At 44.5% G+C, this 21,561-nt stretch carries 17 protein-coding genes and 1 pseudogene; 6 read left to right on the top strand and 12 right to left on the bottom strand.

The features are described from left to right. Positions 1-25: 25 nt before the first annotated feature. Positions 26-925: a LysR substrate-binding domain-containing protein gene (locus Vt282_RS02930; protein WP_162062511.1), complete on the top strand. Its 900-nt coding sequence runs from the start codon at positions 26-28 to the stop codon at positions 923-925. A gap of 77 nt (positions 926-1,002) precedes the next feature. Here Vt282_RS02930 and fusA read toward each other — a convergent pair whose 3' ends face one another. After that, positions 1,003-3,090 carry an elongation factor G gene (gene fusA, locus Vt282_RS02925; RefSeq protein ID WP_162062510.1) on the bottom strand — a complete coding sequence of 696 codons (2,088 nt, stop codon included), beginning with the start codon at positions 3,088-3,090 and terminating at the stop codon, positions 1,003-1,005. A gap of 200 nt (positions 3,091-3,290) precedes the next feature. After that, positions 3,291-4,669 (bottom strand): annotated as a pseudogene (radA, locus tag Vt282_RS02920) (DNA repair protein RadA). A gap of 135 nt (positions 4,670-4,804) precedes the next feature. Between radA and Vt282_RS02915 the strand changes: the two are divergent. Further along, positions 4,805-7,147 carry a PilZ domain-containing protein gene (locus tag Vt282_RS02915; protein WP_162062509.1) on the top strand — a complete coding sequence of 781 codons (2,343 nt, stop codon included), beginning with the start codon at positions 4,805-4,807 and terminating at the stop codon, positions 7,145-7,147. Positions 7,148-7,211: 64 nt separating this feature from the next. Here the strand turns inward: Vt282_RS02915 and serB are convergent, their stop codons facing one another. Further along, complete coding sequence (gene serB / locus Vt282_RS02910) at positions 7,212-8,192, bottom strand: phosphoserine phosphatase (protein ID WP_162062508.1); 981 nt, start codon at positions 8,190-8,192, stop codon at positions 7,212-7,214. Between the two features lie 152 nt (positions 8,193-8,344). Between serB and Vt282_RS02905 the strand changes: the two genes are divergently transcribed. Continuing rightward, complete coding sequence (locus tag Vt282_RS02905) at positions 8,345-8,950, top strand: YtjB family periplasmic protein (protein WP_162047048.1); 606 nt, start codon at positions 8,345-8,347, stop codon at positions 8,948-8,950. Between the two features lie 184 nt (positions 8,951-9,134). Here Vt282_RS02905 and deoD read toward each other — a convergent pair whose 3' ends face one another. From deoD to Vt282_RS02865, 8 genes are all read right to left on the bottom strand, one after another. After that, positions 9,135-9,854: a purine-nucleoside phosphorylase gene (gene deoD / locus Vt282_RS02900; protein ID WP_162047049.1), complete on the bottom strand. Its 720-nt coding sequence runs from the start codon at positions 9,852-9,854 to the stop codon at positions 9,135-9,137. A 60-nt stretch (positions 9,855-9,914) separates the two neighbouring features. After that, complete coding sequence (locus Vt282_RS02895; protein WP_162062507.1) at positions 9,915-11,138, bottom strand: phosphopentomutase; 1,224 nt, start codon at positions 11,136-11,138, stop codon at positions 9,915-9,917. Between the two features lie 56 nt (positions 11,139-11,194). Continuing rightward, positions 11,195-12,523, bottom strand: a complete 1,329-nt coding sequence (gene deoA, locus Vt282_RS02890) for a thymidine phosphorylase (protein WP_162062506.1) — start codon at positions 12,521-12,523, stop codon at positions 11,195-11,197. A gap of 226 nt (positions 12,524-12,749) precedes the next feature. Continuing rightward, complete coding sequence (deoC, locus tag Vt282_RS02885; protein ID WP_075651278.1) at positions 12,750-13,529, bottom strand: deoxyribose-phosphate aldolase; 780 nt, start codon at positions 13,527-13,529, stop codon at positions 12,750-12,752. A gap of 493 nt (positions 13,530-14,022) precedes the next feature. Next, on the bottom strand, positions 14,023-15,261 hold the full coding sequence (locus tag Vt282_RS02880) for a NupC/NupG family nucleoside CNT transporter (protein WP_162047051.1): 1,239 nt from the start codon (positions 15,259-15,261) through the stop codon (positions 14,023-14,025). Positions 15,262-15,460: 199 nt separating this feature from the next. Continuing rightward, complete coding sequence (locus Vt282_RS02875; protein ID WP_162062505.1) at positions 15,461-16,234, bottom strand: TatD family hydrolase; 774 nt, start codon at positions 16,232-16,234, stop codon at positions 15,461-15,463. 140 nt (positions 16,235-16,374) lie between these two features. Beyond that, the gene (yaaA, locus tag Vt282_RS02870; RefSeq protein WP_162062504.1) at positions 16,375-17,148 is read right to left on the bottom strand and encodes a peroxide stress protein YaaA; all 774 of its coding nucleotides are present in this window, start codon (positions 17,146-17,148) and stop codon (positions 16,375-16,377) included. A gap of 98 nt (positions 17,149-17,246) precedes the next feature. Beyond that, a complete protein-coding gene (locus Vt282_RS02865; protein ID WP_162047054.1) occupies positions 17,247-18,689 on the bottom strand; it encodes an alanine/glycine:cation symporter family protein in 1,443 nt (480 codons plus the stop codon). Positions 18,690-19,452: 763 nt separating this feature from the next. Here Vt282_RS02865 and Vt282_RS02860 point away from each other — a divergent pair. Then, positions 19,453-19,635: a DUF3545 family protein gene (locus tag Vt282_RS02860; RefSeq protein ID WP_162047055.1), complete on the top strand. Its 183-nt coding sequence runs from the start codon at positions 19,453-19,455 to the stop codon at positions 19,633-19,635. Between the two features lie 65 nt (positions 19,636-19,700). Here Vt282_RS02860 and Vt282_RS02855 read toward each other — a convergent pair whose 3' ends face one another. Beyond that, positions 19,701-20,384 carry an HAD-IA family hydrolase gene (locus Vt282_RS02855; protein ID WP_162062503.1) on the bottom strand — a complete coding sequence of 228 codons (684 nt, stop codon included), beginning with the start codon at positions 20,382-20,384 and terminating at the stop codon, positions 19,701-19,703. A gap of 277 nt (positions 20,385-20,661) precedes the next feature. Here Vt282_RS02855 and Vt282_RS02850 point away from each other — a divergent pair, with 277 nt between their 5' ends. Continuing rightward, the gene (locus Vt282_RS02850; RefSeq protein WP_162062502.1) at positions 20,662-21,135 is read left to right on the top strand and encodes a NanQ anomerase/TabA/YiaL family protein; all 474 of its coding nucleotides are present in this window, start codon (positions 20,662-20,664) and stop codon (positions 21,133-21,135) included. Between the two features lie 2 nt (positions 21,136-21,137). Next, positions 21,138-21,503, top strand: coding sequence for a hypothetical protein (locus Vt282_RS02845; RefSeq protein ID WP_162062501.1), 366 nt, complete (start codon positions 21,138-21,140; stop codon positions 21,501-21,503). Positions 21,504-21,561 lie beyond the last annotated feature (58 nt).

The following is a 21,561-nucleotide window of genomic DNA, read 5'->3' as shown; positions in this document are numbered from 1 at the left end:
GATGGTAAATGGAGAGGCAGAAATTATGGACAAACGACTACGTTATCTTGCAGGTTTGAGATATTTCGAAGTTGCTGCCCGCTTTCAAAGTTACAGTAAAGCAGCAGACGAGTTATGCGTCAGCCAAGCTGCCGTGAGCCAAACCATTCGCCGTTTAGAAGACGATCTTGGCTGTAAGCTCTTTCTGCGTAAAGGGCATCATATGATGCTTACCTCCAAGGGAGAGTCACTACTCAAACACGTTTCGCTTGGTTTTGAACAGATAATCACTGGATTAAATAAAATTCAAAATGAACCGATTGAAGGGCTTTTAATTGTCAGCACGCCCCCTTCTTTTGCTTCAAGGTGGCTATTACCTCGATTATGGAAATTCTCCACGCAATACCCAGGGATCTCTATTCGTATCATCACGACCTGCGAATCACTGGATGTTCAACATGGACAAGTTGATGTCGCCATTTGGCAAGGCGAATCAGTAGATACCCCAGAAGAACTCGATAAGCAACTGCTGCTAGAAGAGACTATTTACCCATTTTGCTCCGCTGAATTGGCGAAAAACAGAGAGTTTACTGACCCCACCCAGCTCCTCGATTGCTGGTTAGTTCATTACGAAAATTCTAGTATTCAGTGGCAAAACTGGTTTGCTCAAACAGGCATTGAAATGGATAAAGATAACGTGCACTGGATGGAAGTGGGCACTTTTGATATGGCTATCAACGCCGTCATTGCAGGCCACGGTGCTTGTTTAGCCAGTGACTGCATTGCTGCTGATTTTGTTGAACGAGGCCTATTAGTAAAACCATTTAATGTTGGGCTAACGCCAGGGATTAAGTTTCATCTCTTTACAGCCAAAGAGTCCCCAAGAAGAGAGCGTATTCAACTCTTTACCGAATGGCTCAATGACGAAATTAATACGAGAATCTAGGCCACTCAATTAAAAACGCCAGACATAAAAAAAGCCTCGCTATGCGAGGCTTTCTATTCAAGCTATTAACTTAAGAATTACTTCTTAGCGTTACGCTCTTTAACTTCTGCAATCACTTGCTCCGCCACGTTGTTTGGACATGGGTTGTAGTGAGAGAATTCCATAGAGAACTGACCACGGCCAGAAGTCATAGTACGTAGAGTACCGATGTAACCAAACATTTCTGATAGAGGTACATCACCCTTGATACGTACGCCAGTAGTACCAGCTTGTTGATCTTTGATCATACCGCGACGACGGTTAAGGTCACCGATTACGTCACCAACGTGGTCTTCTGGAGTGAACACGTCAACTTTCATGATTGGCTCAAGAAGTTGCGCGCCAGCTTTAGGCATAGACTGACGGAATGCGCCTTTAGCAGCGATTTCGTAAGCGATAGCTGAAGAGTCAACTGCGTGGAAACCACCGTCGAATAGTTCAACTTCTACGTCTAGAGTTGGGAAGCCAGCTAGAACACCGTGGTCCATCATGCTAGCAAAACCTTTCTCAACTGCAGGCCAGAATTCTTTAGGAACGTTACCACCAACAACTGTTGACTTGAACGTGAAGCCTGAACCTTGCTCCCCTGGGCGGATGCGGTAGTCGATCTTACCGAACTGACCTGAACCACCTGACTGTTTCTTATGCGTGTAGCTATCTTCAACTGCTTGAGTGATAGTTTCACGGTAAGCTACCTGTGGAGCACCTACTTCTAGCTCAACGCCGTAAGTACGTTTTAGGATGTCCACTTTGATGTCTAGGTGAAGTTCGCCCATACCTTTAAGGATGGTTTCGCCTGAATCTTCGTCAGTTTCAACTTGGAATGATGGATCTTCAGAAACCATCTTACCGATAGCGATACCCATTTTCTCAGAACCGTTCTTATCTTTAGGCTTAACAGCGATAGAGATTACTGGTTCTGGGAAGATCATTGGCTCAAGAGTAACTTCGTGCTTAGGATCACATAGAGTGTGACCAGTCTTCACGTTCTTCATACCAACAACTGCGATGATGTCACCAGCTTGTGCTGAATCGATCTCGTTACGCTCGTTCGCGTGCATCTCAACCATACGGCCGATACGCTCAGTTTTACCAGTTGCAGAGTTAAGGATAGTGTCACCCTTCTTCATGCGACCAGCGTAGATACGGATGAACGTTAGTGCACCAAAGCGGTCATCCATGATCTTGAATGCTAGCGCTTTTAGTGGCTCATCTGCAGATACAGTTGCAACTTCACCAGTTGGCTCACCAGTTTCTGGGTTAGTTAGTGGTTGAGGATCTACTTCTGTCGGAGAAGGTAGGTAGTCAACTACTGCGTCAAGAATAAGTTGGATACCTTTGTTCTTGTACGCTGAACCACAGTAAGTTGGGAAGAATGCTAGGTCACGTGTACCTTTACGGATACAACGTTTGATGTCTTCTAGAGAAGGCTCTTCGCCATCCATGTAAGCCATCATTAGGTCATCGTCTTGCTCAACAGCAGTTTCGATTAGCATTTCACGGTATTCAGCAGCTTGGTCTACTAGATCAGCTGGAATATCTTGAACTGTGTAGTTCTCTGGAAGACCTGAGTCATCCCAGATGTAAGCTTTTTGGCTTAGTACGTCAACAACACCACAGAAGTCATCTTCGATACCGATTGGTAGAGTCATAACTAGTGGAGTAGCACCTAGAACGTTTTGTACTTGGTCAACAACTTTGAAGAAGTCAGCACCCATACGGTCTAGTTTGTTAACGAAGATTAGACGAGATACGTGAGACTCGTCCGCGTAACGCCAGTTAGTTTCAGACTGAGGCTCAACACCGCCTGAACCACAGAATACACCGATACCACCGTCAAGTACTTTTAGAGAACGGTAAACTTCGATTGTGAAGTCAACGTGTCCAGGAGTATCGATGATGTTTAGACGGTGATCGTTCCAGAAACAAGTAGTAGCTGCAGACTGGATTGTGATACCACGTTCAGCTTCCTGCTCCATGAAGTCAGTAGTAGTTGAACCGTCGTGTGTATCACCGATCTTGTGGATTTTACCAGTTAGCTTAAGGATACGCTCTGTAGAGGTAGTTTTACCCGCGTCTACGTGAGCAAAAATACCAATGTTTCTGTATTTTGATAAATCAGTCATTGTCTTACTCTGTTAATAAGGTATAAAGTGCGCGCAGAGTATATCACATTCTGTCAAGACTGATACCCTTGCGTGCGGCTATGTTTAAAAATATTTAGCGGGCGAATCTACCCCAAAATAATAGCCAAGTGTAGTATTTTGCGATGGAAAATCCCAGTTTTCACCTTTGATTAATAATAAGCGCCTAACTTCAAGGCAGCTTACAGCTCATCAAACGCTGCAATTGCTTCTGATAGCTTTTTCACACCGTGAATTTGCATCCCTTCAATACCCCTTTAGGCATATTCGCAGCGGGGACAATTGCTTTCTTAAAGCCATGCTTAAATGCTTCATTAAGGCGCTCTTGGCCACTTGGTACTGGGCGAATTTCGCCAGCCAAGCCTACTTCACCAAACACCACCACATCTTTCGGTAGTGGTCGATCTCTAAAGCTAGAGAGAAGCGCCATCACTAATGCGAGGTCAGCACTGGTTTCAGTAACCTTTACACCACCAACCACATTAACGAATACATCTTGGTCTGACATTTGTAAACCACCATGCTTATGCAATACCGCGAGCAATAGAGAGAGACGGTTTTGCTCTAAACCGACAGCCACGCGACGTGGATTGGCTAATTGGGAATAATCCACCAGCGCTTGGATTTCAACTAATAGCGGGCGAGTCCCTTCCCACACCACCATGACCGAGCTACCCGAGGTATCTTCATCACCACGAGAAAGAAAAATTGCCGACGGGTTACTGACTTCGCGCAACCCCTGCCCCGTCATCGCAAACACACCAAGTTCATTGACTGCACCAAAGCGGTTCTTATGGCTGCGTAGTGTTCTAAAGCGGCTATCGGTGCCACCATCAAGCAATACTGAACAGTCAATTATGTGCTCAAGTACTTTCGGTCCTGCCAAAGTACCATCTTTGGTTACGTGGCCAACAATGAACACTGCGACATTATTTTGTTTCGCATAACGAGTTAGAGCTGTCGCCGACTCACGCACTTGCGCCACGCTGCCCGGAGACGACTGCACATCGGAAACATGCATCACCTGAATCGAATCAATCACCATAATTTTTGGTTGCTCTTGTTCAGCGATTTGGCAAATACGGTCGACGTTGGTTTCAGACAGCATTTTGAGATGATCTTTTGGTAAGCCTAAACGCGAAGCACGCATCGCGACCTGCTGCAACGATTCCTCGCCAGTCACATACAGCGTTGGCATCTGTGAAGAGAGGTAACACATGGTTTGCAATAGTAAGGTCGACTTACCTGCGCCCGGGCTACCACCAATCAAAATTGCCGCCCCAGGCACTACACCACCGCCCAACACGCGATCGAGCTCTTTAAAACCACTGGTAAAGCGTGGCACTTCTTGTAAGTCAATCTCAGCTAAAGACTGAACTTTACTCTCTGTCACTGCTCCTGCGTAACCCGTTAGACGCTCATTTCTTGCAACAGCGGGAGACGCCGCTAATCGAACTTCACTAATGGTGTTCCATGCACCGCAGGCATTACATTGTCCCTGCCAACGAGGGAAATCTGCTCCGCAATCATTACAGACGTATGCACGTTTTACTTTTGCCATGTAACCTCAGTTAAAATATGTGATGTTGGCGGCTTTATAAGCCCCGATATTGGCTTGATTCAAGGTAACATATCACTAAAGATCTAATAAGCAAGGTCGATATATTTTTGACAAGGAACGACACGCCAAAAGAGCATGCAACAAACAGAAATTTTTTCCATCGCCGAACGCCTGCTGCCGGTCTATAAAACTGCAGATTTTGATTACCTTCTGTCCAAATTGACCGACGGTGAATCACCATCGCTCAAAATTCTCGTAAAAATGGAACTTAAGCGCTTAATGGCGCCCTGCTATCGATCTATCGATTTGCGCGGACGAGTGAAAGGCGAGTGCCGAGAATATGAGCTCGATGGCATCGTGCATTGGCTTGATGATGTTGCATTTAACACCTACCACAAAAACGTGCGCAAATTTCATGGCTATACCGAAGGGGTATTTGAAGCATTAAACAATACCCATAACAGTTTTAAAGTCATGAATCGCAAAGGCAAACCGCAAGGTGAAGACCTGAGTAACACCAGTGTTAACTTCAATGCCGAACCGATCGTGTTAGGTTACGATTTAAAACGTAAAGAAAACCGCCTCAAACTCTCTACTCAAATTGTCATTCATCTATCTAATGATCAAATGGTTCATGGGGTAACCGTTGATATTTCCCCATCGGGCGGACGCTTTAAAGTGCCTTCTGCATTTGGCTACAAATTAGGTGAAGTGATCTCGGTTCATTTCTCCGAACTGGCACGCAATAGCAAAATCCCCGGCATCGAGCAAATCATTAGCTACCGCATCGTTGGTATTGATGAGTCTTTTGAGAATGATGCAGTCAACTACCTGCGCGTAATTAAGATTGATGATGTCGTGCTTATCGATGAGATCATGGCACACTGCTTACACAATGATGCCCAGCGAACGCGCCATGATAATCAAGATAAAGTGATTCGAGCTCGCTCACGCGGTTATGAGCATAACTACCTCAAACACACCTGCAATCTGCCGATCTTTTTTAGTGGCGATGAGCTCAAACTGGTTTTGATGACTGAAAACAACCAGCATATTTGGCAATATTGGAACGATGAGCGCAATCAACTTACGTTGTCGAATCTGTTTACTCCTGAACGTTTGGCGATGTTCACCAAACCCGGCATGCGCGGCAGCAATAGCGTCCTCTACTCTTTTAAGCATCAGCACAAAAGCAAAGATCTCTTCTTTTCAATGATGATCTCTGAAGCTAACCGTGAGATGCGCCAGCTGTTTTGGCACGTTGGTGCGCGAAAAGAGTCATGGAAGGTATTTCGTATCTCGGTATTTGAGTTAACTCAAGAAGAGCGAGAAATGCTTGATGATTTACCCGCAGAATCGAGTGAACTGACAAAAGACTTAACGCACTTTGCGATGTTGCAAGAGATTTCCGATGTCACGGCAGGTAAAGATTACCTATTGAGTGAAAAGCCGCGGATTAAACCGTCGGAAATTAATCGCTTTTGCCATAAACGCCATTGCTCCCACACCCCAGTTAGTTTGTATTTTGATGCACAAAATCGTCGTAAAGAGCCACGTTATCATTTTCGCTCACCACTGTTTTTAAACTTCGAAGAACAGCAAGCAGCAGGAGTTACTCTAGATATTTCAAAGCATGGTTTGTATGTCGCTTTAAGCTCGCCAATTGAGCTCAAAGCGGGTGACCTCTGCACGGTTAACCTCAGTGAACTGCAGTTATACGATCGGTCATTGCCACTCAACAAAGTGCCTTACAAGGTAATTCGTGTCAGCCCTGGGGGAAAACGAGTCCAATTGGTCATTGATGACTCAGTACAAACCCTCAAGATCATGGCGTTTTTTGGTCGCTTGATTGAACACAACCAAAGCAAGTTAGAAGCGACTCAAGAGACTCTGCCAAGCCAAGAGATGTTGGAGAATTTACACAACATTTTGCTAGACAAGATGGTCAGCACACCACTATTTGTGGAGAAAAAAGGCACCGGACTCAAACCTAAGGTCATCGGAGTGAATTATCCCTTACCGCCTTATCTTGCATTGTTTGCCAAGCTTGGACAAAACAATCGGTTATGTTTAGACACTATCTACAAAGGTAGAACCACGACCTTGCTGGCTGCGCCGATGAAACGTATCGAAGGGATTAAATCGAAAGCCAAAGAGATTTACATTACAGCGATCAAGTTTGGCACTCGCCTGCAAACGCTTGAAGTCAAACTATGTTCAGAATTTGAGTCAACCAAAGAACGGATGGAGTTTATCAAGCGCGGGCAAAACATGGGGGAATTCCATGCGCTGCGGATCTGCTCAACCCCAATTTTCGACCCGATTACTTCACTCCTACGCAAAGACCTTGAGGAGCTCAGTAACATCAGTATGCATCAAGCGCGTAGCTTAGAAAAAGAAATTTGTACCGTGGTTGGCTTTAGTGAAATTATTGATATCACCGAAGAAGTATTGATCCGTTTAGAACTCACTCAATAGATCCCATAACGAACCTAACCCACGAAAAAGCGAGCCTTGGCTCGCTTTTTCAATTTAGGATTATCTATGGCAATGGTTTGAAACTGACTTTTTGCTGCTTTAAGAGCTGAGCAGACAAAATACATAACACGCCACCTAACCCCACATAGCGAACTGAAGTTTGGGCAAGTTGTTCTACCTTTGGCTTAGCATGATAAGCAATACCTAGCCCTGCAACCCCCATCATCACTAAATCATTGGCACCATCACCCACCGCCACGGTGTTATGTGGCTCAACATCATATTGCTCGGCCAGTTGCAGCAGTATGTCAGCTTTGGTTTGTGCGCTCACAACCTCACCCAAGACGTTACCGGTAAGTTTACCGTCGATAATTTCCAATTGGTTCGACTGGGCATGGTCAAGATTCAGCATCTGCTTTAGATGATCAGAGAAGTAAGTAAATCCACCTGAGGCAATCGCAGTCTTCCAACCGAACTGTTGTAGCGTTGCAATCAATTCAGGTAAATCGGGCATTAATGGCAGCGATTGACGAACTTGCTCAAGAATTGACTCAGGAGCGCCCGCCAACTTACCAACACGCTGACGCAAGCTCTGCTCAAAATCAAGTTCACCTTGCATCGCACGCTCGGTCACTTCTGAAACTTCATCACCAACACCCGCAAGTTTAGCAATTTCATCAATGCACTCAATTTGAATCGCCGTCGAGTCCATATCAAATACAATCAATCCTGGTTTAGTTAGCTCAGGAAATTCACGCAGCGGTGCATAATCTAACTCTAAGGCTTGTAAAATTTCTTCTAATTCACTGGTGAGATGACCGGCCATCAGGGCAACTTCGTAACGGCCTACTTTCCACACATCGACAATTGGGTTGAACTCACCGGTAAAAAAATCGATATCTTCAAATTGAGAGGGGCTTAAAAACTCACCAAACACAATCCAACCCGCTTTTTTACGATCAAAGTTGGTTGAGGTTTGGGTTTCTGGGAGGCGATTTAATAGCGTAGTGTGACGCTTTATCGCTAATGTATTTACCTTTTCCATGTAAAATAATCCTATTCTATGCGCTACCAAGTTACCCTATTGCAATTTGTTAGCGCAAGTCTCAATATGCGCAATGTACGCGATAATTTTAGAATTTTGCCCATTTTTCTCTACTATAAAAAAACAATAGTAGTGGGTTTGGAAGGTAATACATGGACTCTTCTTTGTTTTCATTTCGCATGGCAATGCGCGCACTGGCAATCCTGTTCTTACTCGCTAGCGGGATCACGATTGCAATCAACAGTGTCAAAATTACCAAGGGTAATGAACAAATCCAAGCCAACCAGCTGGAAACATTAACCAAGGTTCTGATTTCTCAAGCATCATTATCAGCAGGCTCGATGATTGCAGATGCAGATCAAGAGCGTTTGCTTAACCTAACCAACCAATTGTCAAAAGACAACTTGGTGTTTGATGCCACCATTTACGATGCGGAAGGCATTCGCCTTGCGTCGAGTGATAAAGCGAAGTCTGTGCGTGAGATCCTTGGTTTAGATACACCACTAGAAACCGCCCGAATTGGTCGCCAGCAGTTGGTTGAGCCAATTTTGCATGACAATACTATTGTCGGTTTTATTCGTATGACGTTTGAGACCGGTAAACTTACTGCATTTTCTGATCACTACTACCGTAAAAGTGATCGCTACATGTACGCAATGATTGCCGTCGCTTTTATTTCTGGTTTTCTACTGGCGTTTATTATTCGCCGTAAGCCAAAAACCAAAGGCGAAAACCTATTACTAAAAGAAATGAATTGATAAAGAGCCGGCGCAAGCCGGTTTTTTTATGCGTTGAGAACTGAAATTCGAGATTAGTATGATAGATATAAAAAAGGGCTGGCGATTAAGCCAACCCTTTCAAATACCAATTCAAGCGCTATGAACTCTCAAAGCGAAGCGCTCTCGCCTCTCACCTCTTTAAGCACTGCGCTTTAATCAATGATTACTCTTCATCACCTAGTAGAACTGAATCTAGTGCGATTAGCATCATATCGTTGAACGTGTTTTGACGCTCTTCTGAAGTGGTTTGTTCACCAGTCTTGATGTGGTCAGAAACAGTACAGATAGTTAGAGCTTTAGCACCGTACTCTGCTGCAACGCCGTAGATACCTGCTGCTTCCATCTCAACACCAACGATGCCGTATTTGTCCATTACGTCGAACATTTCTGGATCTGGCGTGTAGAAAAGCTCAGCTGAGAATAGGTTGCCGACTTTCACATCGATGCCACGAGCTTTTGCTGCTTCTTCTGCTGCACGAACCATTTTGTAGTCTGCGATAGCAGCAAAGTCATGACCTTTGAAACGAATACGGTTTACTTTCGAGTCTGTACACGCACCCATACCGATCACAACGTCGCGAACTTTGATGTCTTCGTTAACAGCACCACAGCTGCCTACGCGAATCACTTTCTTCACGCCGAAGTCTTTGATCAGTTCAGTTACGTAGATAGAGCAAGAAGGAATGCCCATACCGTGGCCCATTACAGAGATCTTACGACCTTTGTACGTACCTGTGTAACCAAACATGTTACGGACATCACATACTTGAACTACGTCTTCTAGGAAGGTTTCAGCAATGTATTTAGCACGTAGCGGGTCACCCGGCATTAGTACTACGTCTGCAAACGCACCCATTTCAGCATTAATATGTGGAGTTGCCATCGTGTTTTCCTTTTCTATATAGAAGAAAGGCGTCAATTGAACGGCATTGACGCCAGTTAATTATTTATAAAAGTTCTTGCCGTATTCCATTGGCGATGTGCCAAAGTACTCTGCAAGTGTTTGACCAATATCAGCGAAAGTCTCGCGACGACCAAGTGAACCCGCCGGTACTTTTTGACCGTAAACCAAAACAGGAATGTGTTCACGCGTGTGGTCAGTACCTTGCCATGTTGGATCACAACCGTGGTCAGCAGTCAGAATCAAAATATCATCTTCTTGCATTAGTTCGATCACTTCGTTGATACGACCATCGAAGTACTCAAGCGCAGCTGCATAACCAGCAACATCGCGACGGTGACCGTAAGCTGAGTCAAAATCAACAAAGTTAGTGAAAACGATAGTGTTGTCACCTGCCGCTTTGATCTGCTCAAGCGTAGCTTCAAATAGCGCAGGAATACCCGTCGCTTTTACTTTCTTAGTAATACCGCAGTTGGCGTAGATATCAGCAATCTTACCGATTGATACCACTTCACCTTGTTTTTCATCAGCAAGTTTTTGCAGTACTGTCGCTGCAGGCGGCTCTACTGAAAGATCGCGGCGGTTACCAGTACGCTCAAATTGACCTTTACCAGGGCCGATAAATGGACGCGCAATGACACGGCCAATGTTGTAATCTTCAAGCTCTTCACGGGCGATTTGGCAAAGTTCTAATAGTCGATCTAAACCAAACGTCTCTTCATGACAGGCAATTTGGAATACTGAGTCCGCTGAAGTATAGAAAATCGGCAAGCCCGTTTTCATGTGCTCTTCACCAAGATCATCCAGCACTTGTGTACCTGATGCGTGACAGTTACCAAGGAAACCGTCCAGACCTGCGCGCGCTAAAATGCGATCGGTCAGCTCTTTCGGGAAGCTATTGGCTTTATCAGTGAAGTAGCCCCATTCAAACAATACCGGCACACCTGCAATTTCCCAGTGACCAGATGGGGTATCTTTACCTGAAGATAGCTCTGCTGCATGGCCGTAAGCACCGATGATTTCCGCATCAAGGTCAAGACCCGGCGCTGTGCGACCAGTTGACTCTTTATGCGCCATCGCCAAACCGAGTTTAGACAGATTTGGTAGTGATAGCTTACCGCTACGCTTATCGTTATTCGCTAAACCTTGCTCACACTGATCCGCGATGTGGCCTAGCGTATCTGAACCGACATCGCCAAACTTATCAGCATCTGCTGTTGCACCAATACCAAATGAATCTAGGACTAAAATAAATGCTCTTTTCATTACTTATTCCTCAGGCCCACTTGGTTGATTATCACTGTAAGCAGGCCTTGTTAAAATTAAATGTCTTCAGCGCGAATTTGGCAGTACACATTAGGTGTAGGTGTGTACTCACCACCAATAGTCATCGCTTTACGCAGCGCTGTTGCAGCGTCTTGCCATTGTTGTTCATTGCGCGCATGAATCACGGCTAATGGTTTGGTTTCATCGGCAACTTCACCAAGGCGAATAAAACCATCAAAACCTACCGCATAATCGATAACGTCAGTTGCGACGCGACGACCACCGCCCATTGCCACGACAGCCATACCAATTGCACGAGTATCCATTGCTGATACCACGCCACTTTCTTCGGCAAAGACTGGCTTGATGATTTCCGCTTTTTCTAGGTAATTGTCGTAGTTCTCAACGAAATCAGCAGGGCCACCAAGGCCAGCAACCATTTTACCGAAACATTGTGCCGCTTTACCGTTGTCTAGCACTTCCATCAACTTCGCGTTCGCTTCTTCAGTATCTTGAGCAAGTTTGCCCAATACTAGCATCTCAGCACATGAGGCTAGGGTGACTTCAAGTAAGCGAGGGTTACGGTATTCGCCCGTTAGAAAGCGTACCGCTTCGCGCACTTCTACTGCGTTACCCGCTGAAGATGCTAACACTTGGTTCATATCAGTAAGGATGGCTGTCGTCTTCGTACCAGCACCATTCGCTACCGCTACAATAGATTTCGCAAGCTCTTCAGATGCTTCGTAAGTCGGCATAAATGCGCCAGAGCCTACTTTTACATCCATCACGAGCGATTCAAGACCAGCTGCCAGTTTTTTAGATAGAATTGATGCGGTGATCAACGAGATGTTGTCTACGGTAGCTGTGATATCACGAGTCGCGTATACACGTTTATCAGCTGGCGCTAAGTCGCCAGTTTGACCGATGATTGCGACGCCCGCCTCTTTGGTCACTTGACCAAACACATCATTGGTTGGGGTTATATTGTAACCTGGAATCGCTTCCAGTTTATCGAGTGTACCGCCAGTGTGGCCTAAACCACGGCCAGAAATCATTGGTACAAAGCCACCACATGCCGCCACCATTGGGCCAAGCATCAGTGAAGTAACGTCACCTACACCACCAGTTGAATGTTTATCAACAATCGGGCCACCGAAATTCATATGGCTCCAATCGATCACCATGCCAGAATCGCGCATCGCACACGTTAGGGCAATTCGCTCATCCATGGTCATCTCGTTGAAGAAAATCGTCATCGCGAATGCTGCGATTTGACCTTCAGATACAGTGTCGTTGGCAACACCTTGAATAAAGAAGTTGATTTCGTCAGCGGTCAGTACTTCGCCGTCACGCTTTTTACGAATGATCTCTTGAGGTAAATACATTAGTGCCTCCCAAACTCCAGTGAGTAAGGTTGTAAGGTAAAGAGGTAGAGATTGAAGCGGTGACTAGCACCACTTCATCAAACAGACTAAATTTCTACGCTATCTTCTAAATAGTTGGAGCTGCAACTAGGCTGCCAGTAAATTAGCTCTATGAGCATAGATAACTATGTGATTAGAGATAATTTATGCAGCAAACGACGTTGCAGCTTCTAATATGACGAAGATATTAGTAAGCAGCTGGATCCGCTTTTTCGTCTGTCACTTCTAATGTATTAAGCAGGTTAGTTAACAGGCTTGACGCACCGAAACGGTAGTGACGAGCATCAACCCAGTTATCACCAAGAATTTCATCAGCCATTGCTAGGTATGCTTGTGCATCTTCTGCAGTACGCACGCCACCTGCTGGTTTGAAACCAACCGTTTCAGCAACGTTCATATCGCGAATCACTTCTAGCATCATACGTGCGTATTCTGGTGTTGCGTTTACTGGCACTTTACCAGTTGAAGTTTTGATAAAGTCAGCACCTGCTTCGATACAGATTTGCGATGCTTTCTTGATCAGTGCTTCTTCTTTTAGCTCACCAGTTTCGATGATAACTTTTAGCAGTACGCTATCGCCACAAGCCGCTTTACATTGCTTAACTAGTTCAAAACCTACTTCTTCGTTACCAGCAATCAGTGCACGGTATGGGAATACCACGTCTACTTCGTCTGCACCGTATGCGACTGCAGCTTTCGTTTCCGCTACTGCGATTTCGATATCATCGTTACCGTGAGGGAAGTTAGTTACCGTCGCAATACGTACTTCTGGCGTACCTTGTTCACGTAGTGTCTTCTTAGCAATAGGAATAAAGCGAGGGTAAATACAGATCGCAGCTGTGTTGCCTACTGCTGTTTTCGCATCATGACAAAGTGAAATTACTTTCGCATCTGTGTCGTCGTCATTAAGCGTCGTTAGGTCCATAAGTTGAAGTGCACGTAACGCTGCTGCTTTTAAATCGCTCATTTCTATCTCCGATCAATATTCAAAAATATGACTGTTTCTTATGCTCTGTGAGTATAGGCAGAGAAACAGTGATTGATGAACGGACTTGGTTCCTTGAAGACTCGGTGGCAAATAGCGAATTTGCCCCAATTGCTTTCCTTGTCACCGCACAGTACCAATTTGGCCTATGGCACAACAATCTTCGATTGCGGTGTCTTTAAACGCACAGAAAACTAAGCAAGGCTTATTCTCTATGCGGATTTGAGTAACTCATTTACTCAAAGGTAAACCTTTATTGTTAACTTGAACAGCAATAAATAGCTTCAGGTTAATCAACGTTCGCTACCTTATAAAGAAACCTCATAAAACTGTAGTAACAAATAGAGCGCAAACGGTTTGTATCTCAAAATTTTTACTGGTGAATTCACCGAGTAAATACAAAAAATGCCCCGTAGCATCAAGCTACAGGGCATAATTTAATCATAACAATTGCGTCTATATAAACGGGCTCGAATTACATGCCAGTTAGGCTTAGACAGAAGCCTGCAATTGTTGCTGCCATTAGGTTAGATAATGTACCAGCAAGAACCGCTTTCATACCCATACGAGCGATATCGCTACGACGGTTTGGCGCTAGGCTACCTAGACCACCTAGTAGAATCGCGATAGATGAAAGGTTCGCGAAACCACATAGAGCGAATGAGATAATCGCTACAGTCTTAGGTGATAGCTCAGCCATTACAGGCGTGAAGTTTAGGTACGCTACGAATTCGTTGATTACCAGTTTTTGACCGATAAATGAACCAGCAGTGATCGCTTCATCCATTGGCACACCGATTAGGAATGCTAGTGGAGAGAACACGTAACCTAGGATAAGTTGTAGAGTCAGATCCGGCATACCGAACCACTCACCGATACCACCAAGCATACCGTTGATTAGCGCGATTAGACCTACGAACGCGATTAGCATTGCACCAACGTTTAGTGCTAGTTGTAGACCTGCTGCTGCGCCGCCTGCTGCTGCGTCGATAACGTTAGTTGGTTTGTCGTCACCACCGTCCATCGCCGCTTGAATGTCTTCTTCTGGCGTATCTGTTTCTGGCATTAGGATCTTAGCAAATAGAAGACCACCAGGTGCTGCCATGAATGATGCTGCTACTAGGTACTCTAGAGGCACGCCCATTGACGCGTAACCAGCTAGTACACCACCCGCTACAGATGCTAGACCACCACACATTACTGCGAATAGTTCTGACTGAGTCATCTTAGGAACAAACGGACGAACCACTAGAGGTGCTTCTGTTTGACCTACGAAAATGTTTGCTGCAGCAGACATAGATTCCGCACGAGAAGTGCCCAGAGCTTTTTGTAGACCACCACCAAGGATTTTAATAACCCATTGCATAATGCCTAGGTAGTACAGAACTGAAATCAGCGCTGAGAAGAAAATCAGTGTTGGAAGTACTTTGAACGCAAAGATAAAACCAATGCCTTCTACAGAGAAGTTAACTAGGTTACCAAATAGGAACTCGATACCATCGTTACCATAGTTGATAACGTTTGATACACCTTGAGAGAAACTGTTTAGTAGGTCGCGACCCCAAGGAACATAAAGTACAAATGCACCAAGGATAAATTGGATAGCAAATGCGCCACCCACGGTTCTAAAGTTAATAGCTTTGCGGTTTGATGAGAATGCATATGCAATTGCAAGAAGCACTACCATACCGACTAGACTCATAAACAGGCTCATAGTTTATGACTTCCTTATGTTATTTGTTGGCGTGTTACAAAATGGAGCTCAAAAGCGCGGTGGATTATACTGATCGCAAGGATTAAAAGTAGTATCCATATCGCACTTTTTACCACACAGCACGAACTATACATTAACAATTGAGACATGAATCACAAAACGCAACCGTTTAACTTGGCTGAATTTACAAAAAGCACACTCAGCGACCTATCAAATTAAACAGTTTGGTAGCGTTTTCTGTCATTTTTTGCGTAATCGTTTGCTCTGACTCTTGCCTTAGGGTTACGCAACAAGCCAGAACATCCCGAACCATTTTAGGCTGATTGGGCTGACCTTGATAGCCAAAAAGCGGCATATCAGGTGCATCCGTTTCTAAAACGAGAGCCTCTAGAGGTAAACATGCAACAGCGTTGCGAGTTTTATTCGCGCGTTGATAAGTAATCGTACCACCAATTCCCAAACTAAAGCCTAAGCGCACAAAATCCATTCCTTGCTCATAACTACCGCTAAAGCCGTGCACGATTCCACCACGAGATAAAGGGTATTGCTTTAAGAGCTGAATTAACTCTTGATGCGCTTTACGCACATGTAATAGCACTGGTAATTCAAACCGTTGAGCCAATTTTAACTGTGCGATCAAAACTTCGGTTTGTAGAGCTTGGTTATCACGTCCGTGGAAGAAATCTAAGCCGCACTCACCAATGGCGATACAATCTGCACCCGATTCCAGCTTGGCTTGCATCAAATCGAACTCAGCTAGACTCTCTTGCGTTACAAACATTGGATGAATGCCGATGGCCCATTCCACAGATGAGTATTTTTGGGCGTAATTCGCTATCGTTGGCCAATTGCTAGCGTCAATACCAGGCACAATAATATGTTGCACACCACAATTTTCAGCCTGTTTAACCGCCGCTTCGACCCCGATACCTCGGGCGCTCAATAGATCTAAATGGCAATGTGTATCAAACACTCAGTCACCCTTATCCCAATTGCATCGTTCTTAACTTATCAAGTATATCGCTATTCCATTAACCAATAGCTTAATTATAACGAGCTCAATCATGGCGAAAAAAAGGGAGTTACATGTCACTCCCTTTTTTATTCATTCGTTTACTGCTCTTCGCGTTTAAATACTAACTCGGTTGGCGTCGATTCCTGCTCAACAAAGTAGTAACCCGCCACGTTAAAATTGGTTAAGTCAGCAACGCTACTGATGCGATTTTCAATAATATAACGAGCCATCATGCCGCGAGCTTTCTTCGCATAGAAACTGATCACCTTATACTGACCATTCTTGCAATCTTTAAAGATTGGCGTGATCACTTGTGCATCCAAGGCTTTTGGTTTGACGGCTTTAAAGTACTCATTCGACGCGAGATTGATCAGCACATTATCGCCTTGCTCAGCAATCGCTTGATTAAGCTTTTCAGTGATCACATTGCCCCAGAACTGGTAAAGGTTACTGCCTTTGTCATTGACAAGCTTCGTGCCCATTTCAAGACGGTATGGTTGCATCAAATCAAGAGGCTTAAGCAAACCATAAAGCCCTGACAACATGCGCAGATGCTGTTGTGCATAATCAAAGTCATCGTCTGACAGTGTTTCAGCTTCAAGGCCGGTATAGACATCACCTTTAAAGGCTAAAATGGCTTGGCGAGCGTTCTCAGTGGTAAATGTTTCACTCCACTCTTGAAAACGTCCCACGTTCAAATCGGCAATTTTATCACTGACTTTCATCAAGCTCGCCACATCGGCTGGCGTTAGCTGACGGCACACATCAATTAACTGCTTTGAGTACGCAATCAACTCTGGTTGCGTGAACTTTTCAGTCGCAAGTGGCGACTCGTAATCTAGGGTTTTCGCAGGGGAAACAACTATCAGCATGACTTTACTCTATCCTTATTCTTCTCTTTACTTAGAGTACAAAAAAAGCCACGCATTGTCTGCATGGCTTTTTTGATTAGTTTAATCGTTCAAAACTATTAACGTTTTGACTCTTCTGTCGGCGGATTATCCCAAATACCCTCTTCAAGCTGTGATTTCAGCTCAGGGTATTGGTTGGCATCAAACGTAGGCAGTTTGCCTTCTTGAAGCTGACGGTTGTAGTCTTTCGCCAGCTTAATCACCGTGCCTGACAGCAAAATAATCGCCACTAAGTTTACGATGGCCATCATACCCATAGATACGTCCGCGAGTGACCATACAACTGGTAGCGATGCTAACGCACCAAACATAACCATACCAAGTACGACGATACGGAAGATACCTAGACCGGCTTTGTGGTTGTGCTCAAGGAACAGTAAATTTGTTTCTGCGTATGAGTAGTTAGCAATGATTGAAGTAAAGGCAAAGAAGAAAATTGCCACGGCAACAAAGATGCCGCCCCAGTCACCCACTTGTGAACTTAGCGCTGCTTGAGTCAACTCGATACCCGTTACCGCACCGCCTGGTACAAACTCACCTGACATAAGGATGATCGCAACGGTTGCTGAACAGATAACAATCGTATCCATAAACACACCAAGCATTTGCACATAACCTTGTGATGCAGGGTGTGGTGGATAAGGTGTTGCTGAAGCTGCCGCATTTGGCGCAGAACCCATACCCGCCTCGTTCGAGAACAGACCACGCTTGATGCCGTTAATCATCGCTTGCGCGATAGCATAGCCAACACCACCAGCCGCTGCTTCTTGGAAGCCAAAGGCACTCTTAACAATCAAGGTAAGAATGGCAGGTAGTTTTTCAATGTTTGAGAACATCACAAACAGCGCGAGCGCCAAGTACGCTAATGCCATTACCGGCACAATAAGCTCAGCCACACGTGCAATACGTTTAATACCGCCAAAAATGATAATCGCAGATAAAACGACAACACCGATACCAACGTACTTGTCTTCCCAACCAAATGCCGTGTGCATGGCATTGGCAATTGAGTTTGCTTGTACGGCGTTGAATACTAAACCAAACGCAATGATAAGGAAAATAGAGAACAGCACGCCCATCCAGCGCATGCCCAGACCTTTTTCCATATAATAAGCAGGACCACCGCGGTAGTTGCCATCATCATCTTTGGTTTTGTAAAGCTGTGCTAGTGTGCTTTCTGCAAAAGCAGTTGCCATGCCTAACATAGCAATTAACCACATCCAAAAGATTGCCCCAGGGCCACCCGCAGTGAGTGCAACAGCCACACCGGCCATATTACCGGTACCTACGCGCGCAGCAAGACTAGTACAAAGTGCTTGGAAAGAAGATATACCAGCGTTGTCTGCTTTACGGCTGTTCTTAAGAACAGAGAACATGTGCCCAAAGTGGCGGAACTGGATAAAACCTAGGCGAATAGTAAAGTAGACGCCCACCCCGACCAAAAGATAAACAAGAATAGAACCCCAAAGCAGGTCATTCATTAAATTGATTAAGTCTGTCATAACATCCTCAAAGTGAGTTTCGTCAATCCCTACATCCCTGCCTTCCATCTAGCTGCGTACTAAGTGTCAATTTCGTCTTAGTATTTATGATTTATTTTTTTACAGCTGAGACATGTAAATCTCGCTTCATGCTTCCCTTTTACGTATCGACGTATTTTTTGACGGGCGGATAATGCAGTGAAGCATTGCAAAAATCAATATGCAAAAACACGCATTTAAGGTCAGTTTTTTACCTACTTTTTACATTAGCACAACATAATGAGAATCGATTTGTTAACCATTCGATCGCATCATGATTAACTTGCCGTAACAAACATCCATTCACTGCTTAGTTTTATAAGTTTTGACCAACGAGAGCGATAATCCCTTGCTGAATCTAGTAGTTAGCAGTTTGAGACTCTATCTTTCGTTATCTTTCACTTAATCGTACTGATCGTGGTGAATTTCATGACAACAAAAAATGGATGTTAGTAAATTAAAACAGCCAGTTAACATCACTAAGGCTCAATCGGGCACGATTTAACATTATCAACCGTTCAATTTTTAATCGCTTTTTGTGAACAAAAAGTCACCTTGCGCACAAAAAATATAAAAATTTCATCGAATCGCAACAAATGAGAAATCAATCATAGATAGGCTTTAGAGACGGTGGTATTAAACAACCTGTATACCCAAGTGACTTTATATGCCTTCGCTCACCGCGAATGCGCCATACTTTTTCTCGAGGTCATTTGGGTATAACAACGTCAAGTAGAGGTGGCTTATGGATGGCTTAAATTACGATGATATGATGGAGTTTGATTTCTCCAAAGGACGCTCATCTCGAGCAAAACCCGTCAAACGCAAATGGCGTGAAATTGAAGCAATTAATGACCGTCGCCGTCTTGAAAAAGAGTTAAGAGATATGGATATAGCGCTCGACAGCTTAGATCACTTAGATCTTTAACCCAATCATTACTGACGTAACCCCATTGATGATTGAAAAGCGGTCTTTTGACCGCTTTTTTGTCATTAGCAGTATAGAAGACACTCTTTGAGCGTTTGAATCCGCGTCACCAAAGAATGGTCCATATCCCCCCCACTCTGCTGCTCATCATGAACAAAATAGAGCGTACGCACATTAGCAGCCACACCGGCTTGCACGCCCACTACCGAGTCATCAATAAATAAACACTCTTCCGCGGTCACATTGCGCTGCTTCATTACATATTCAATCAATCCCGCTTCTGGCTTCCAAGAATTGGCTTGATAAGCACTATAAACAGCACCTTCGAAGTAATGTTCGAGTTTGGTTTGAGGTAGTGTTACTTGCATTTTTTCGATTGGGGCATTTGAAGCGATACACACATCAATGCCGCGTTTCGTTAGGTTCTCAAGCACGTCATACACACCGTCAATTGGCTGCAGTTCAGTTTCAAATAGCTCAAAACTGCGGCGACGATACTGATCAATCAAGTCATCAACGGTTAAATGCTCCAGCTGAGAGTACTGGCGAATATACGCATCCATGATGAGATGGATTTTGACGCCTTGAAATTGGTTCTTGATTTCAGATAACGCAATGATCACATCATGACTGGCAAATACATCGTGGATCGCTTGAATGCACAGTTTTTCACTGTCGATCAATGTCCCATCACAGTCGAAAATAACACAGCGGACGGGTTGTGGAGTGCTCACTACCGAGCTAGACATAATTCACCTTAGAGTATATGTGTGGCAAGTGGATTTGAATTGAGCGCATACTAATGTTTTCCAGTGAATACACAAAACAATAAGCAGCAAAAGCGCACCAAACTCTGATCTGGCTAAAATATTGGAAAATTAGCGATAAAAAAGCGCCGTCACACAAGACCAAGAACGAATTGTTGATCAGCCTCTCCTTCCTTAGCAAAATTGGTCAACCAATTAGAATTCAACCGTTATAATTCACCATTCTTGAGGCTCGCCAATATGTTCCACGAGGTATAAAGTGTTTAAAGGCAACCTATCTGAGCTAGACAGCTACCAGCAACAAATTCCGAGTAAACTGCTTCGCATTATTGAGCAGGTAAAACAACGCATTGATGATTCCGTTGAAAATGGACGATACCCACTCGAAGGTGATGAGGTGTTTTTCTTTGTGGTTGATGATAACACTCAACTACTTAGCGACCGCCGCTCAGAGTGCCATCGAAAATACCTAGATGTGCAAATTCTATTGACCGGTGAAGAACGCTACGGTTACAGCTTGCAGCCTTTCAGTTCGCTTGCTGAAGACTTGCTCGATAGCAAAGACATTGCATTTAGCGAAGATGTTGTCGATGAGCAATTTACTGATCTTAATGAATATGACTTCATTATCTTCAAGGTTACCCAACCACACCGCCCTCTGGTTGCTGTCAATCAACCAATGCCTGTCCGTAAAGCGATAATCAAAGTTGCCAACGACTGGTTGGAGGCATAATCATGCAGACTCTGAATTGGAACGATAGCAATATTCCACACCAAATTACTTTGGAAAACGAAGGTCAACACGCACATATTGAGATGCGAATAGTCAAAGATATTGAGCCAGAAGTGATTGGTTTAAGTGTTGATTGGCCAGTAGAGACACTGATGCAAGCATGGCAAGGCGCAGCAATGCCGGTATCTGAAGCCCATGATGATGGCGATCTCTACTCGCAAGTTCGCGTGCTTTTCAACTTAGATAACGGCTGCGTAATCTGGCTGGTAAACCATATCAAGATGCCTTGTGGTAACAAAATGTCGACCGACCGTCTTGCATGGGTACCAGCAATGAATGGCGTTAATGGCAAATTGGTTGCGATCTAAGCACTTACTCTTAGCGCTTAGGCTAAATAATGAAAACCGAGCTTGAGGCTCGGTTTTC

Origin of the sequence: Vibrio taketomensis (assembly GCF_009938165.1) — a bacterium.
Lineage (GTDB): Bacteria > Pseudomonadota > Gammaproteobacteria > Enterobacterales > Vibrionaceae > Vibrio > Vibrio taketomensis.
This window is presented reverse-complemented; position numbering and strand designations above follow the sequence as displayed.

Bases quoted from the DNA above. Each gene is read 5' to 3' on its own strand.
- fusA (WP_162062510.1), bottom strand. From the start codon at position 3,090: ATGACTGATTTATCAAAATACAGAAACATTGGTATTTTTGCTCACGTA.
- serB (WP_162062508.1), bottom strand. From the start codon at position 8,192: ATGGAAAAGGTAAATACATTAGCGATAAAGCGTCACACTACGCTATTA.
- Vt282_RS02865 (WP_162047054.1), bottom strand. From the start codon at position 18,689: ATGACAGACTTAATCAATTTAATGAATGACCTGCTTTGGGGTTCTATT.
- deoC (WP_075651278.1), bottom strand. From the start codon at position 13,529: ATGAGCGATTTAAAAGCAGCAGCGTTACGTGCACTTCAACTTATGGAC.
- deoA (WP_162062506.1), bottom strand. From the start codon at position 12,523: ATGTATTTACCTCAAGAGATCATTCGTAAAAAGCGTGACGGCGAAGTA.
- yaaA (WP_162062504.1), bottom strand. From the start codon at position 17,148: ATGCTGATAGTTGTTTCCCCTGCGAAAACCCTAGATTACGAGTCGCCA.
- deoD (WP_162047049.1), bottom strand. From the start codon at position 9,854: ATGGCAACTCCACATATTAATGCTGAAATGGGTGCGTTTGCAGACGTA.
- Vt282_RS02860 (WP_162047055.1), top strand. From the start codon at position 19,453: ATGGATGGCTTAAATTACGATGATATGATGGAGTTTGATTTCTCCAAA.
- Vt282_RS02915 (WP_162062509.1), top strand. From the start codon at position 4,805: ATGCAACAAACAGAAATTTTTTCCATCGCCGAACGCCTGCTGCCGGTC.
- Vt282_RS02880 (WP_162047051.1), bottom strand. From the start codon at position 15,261: ATGAGCCTGTTTATGAGTCTAGTCGGTATGGTAGTGCTTCTTGCAATT.
- Vt282_RS02905 (WP_162047048.1), top strand. From the start codon at position 8,345: ATGGACTCTTCTTTGTTTTCATTTCGCATGGCAATGCGCGCACTGGCA.
- Vt282_RS02930 (WP_162062511.1), top strand. From the start codon at position 26: ATGGACAAACGACTACGTTATCTTGCAGGTTTGAGATATTTCGAAGTT.
- Vt282_RS02855 (WP_162062503.1), bottom strand. From the start codon at position 20,384: ATGTCTAGCTCGGTAGTGAGCACTCCACAACCCGTCCGCTGTGTTATT.
- Vt282_RS02895 (WP_162062507.1), bottom strand. From the start codon at position 11,138: ATGAAAAGAGCATTTATTTTAGTCCTAGATTCATTTGGTATTGGTGCA.
- Vt282_RS02845 (WP_162062501.1), top strand. From the start codon at position 21,138: ATGCAGACTCTGAATTGGAACGATAGCAATATTCCACACCAAATTACT.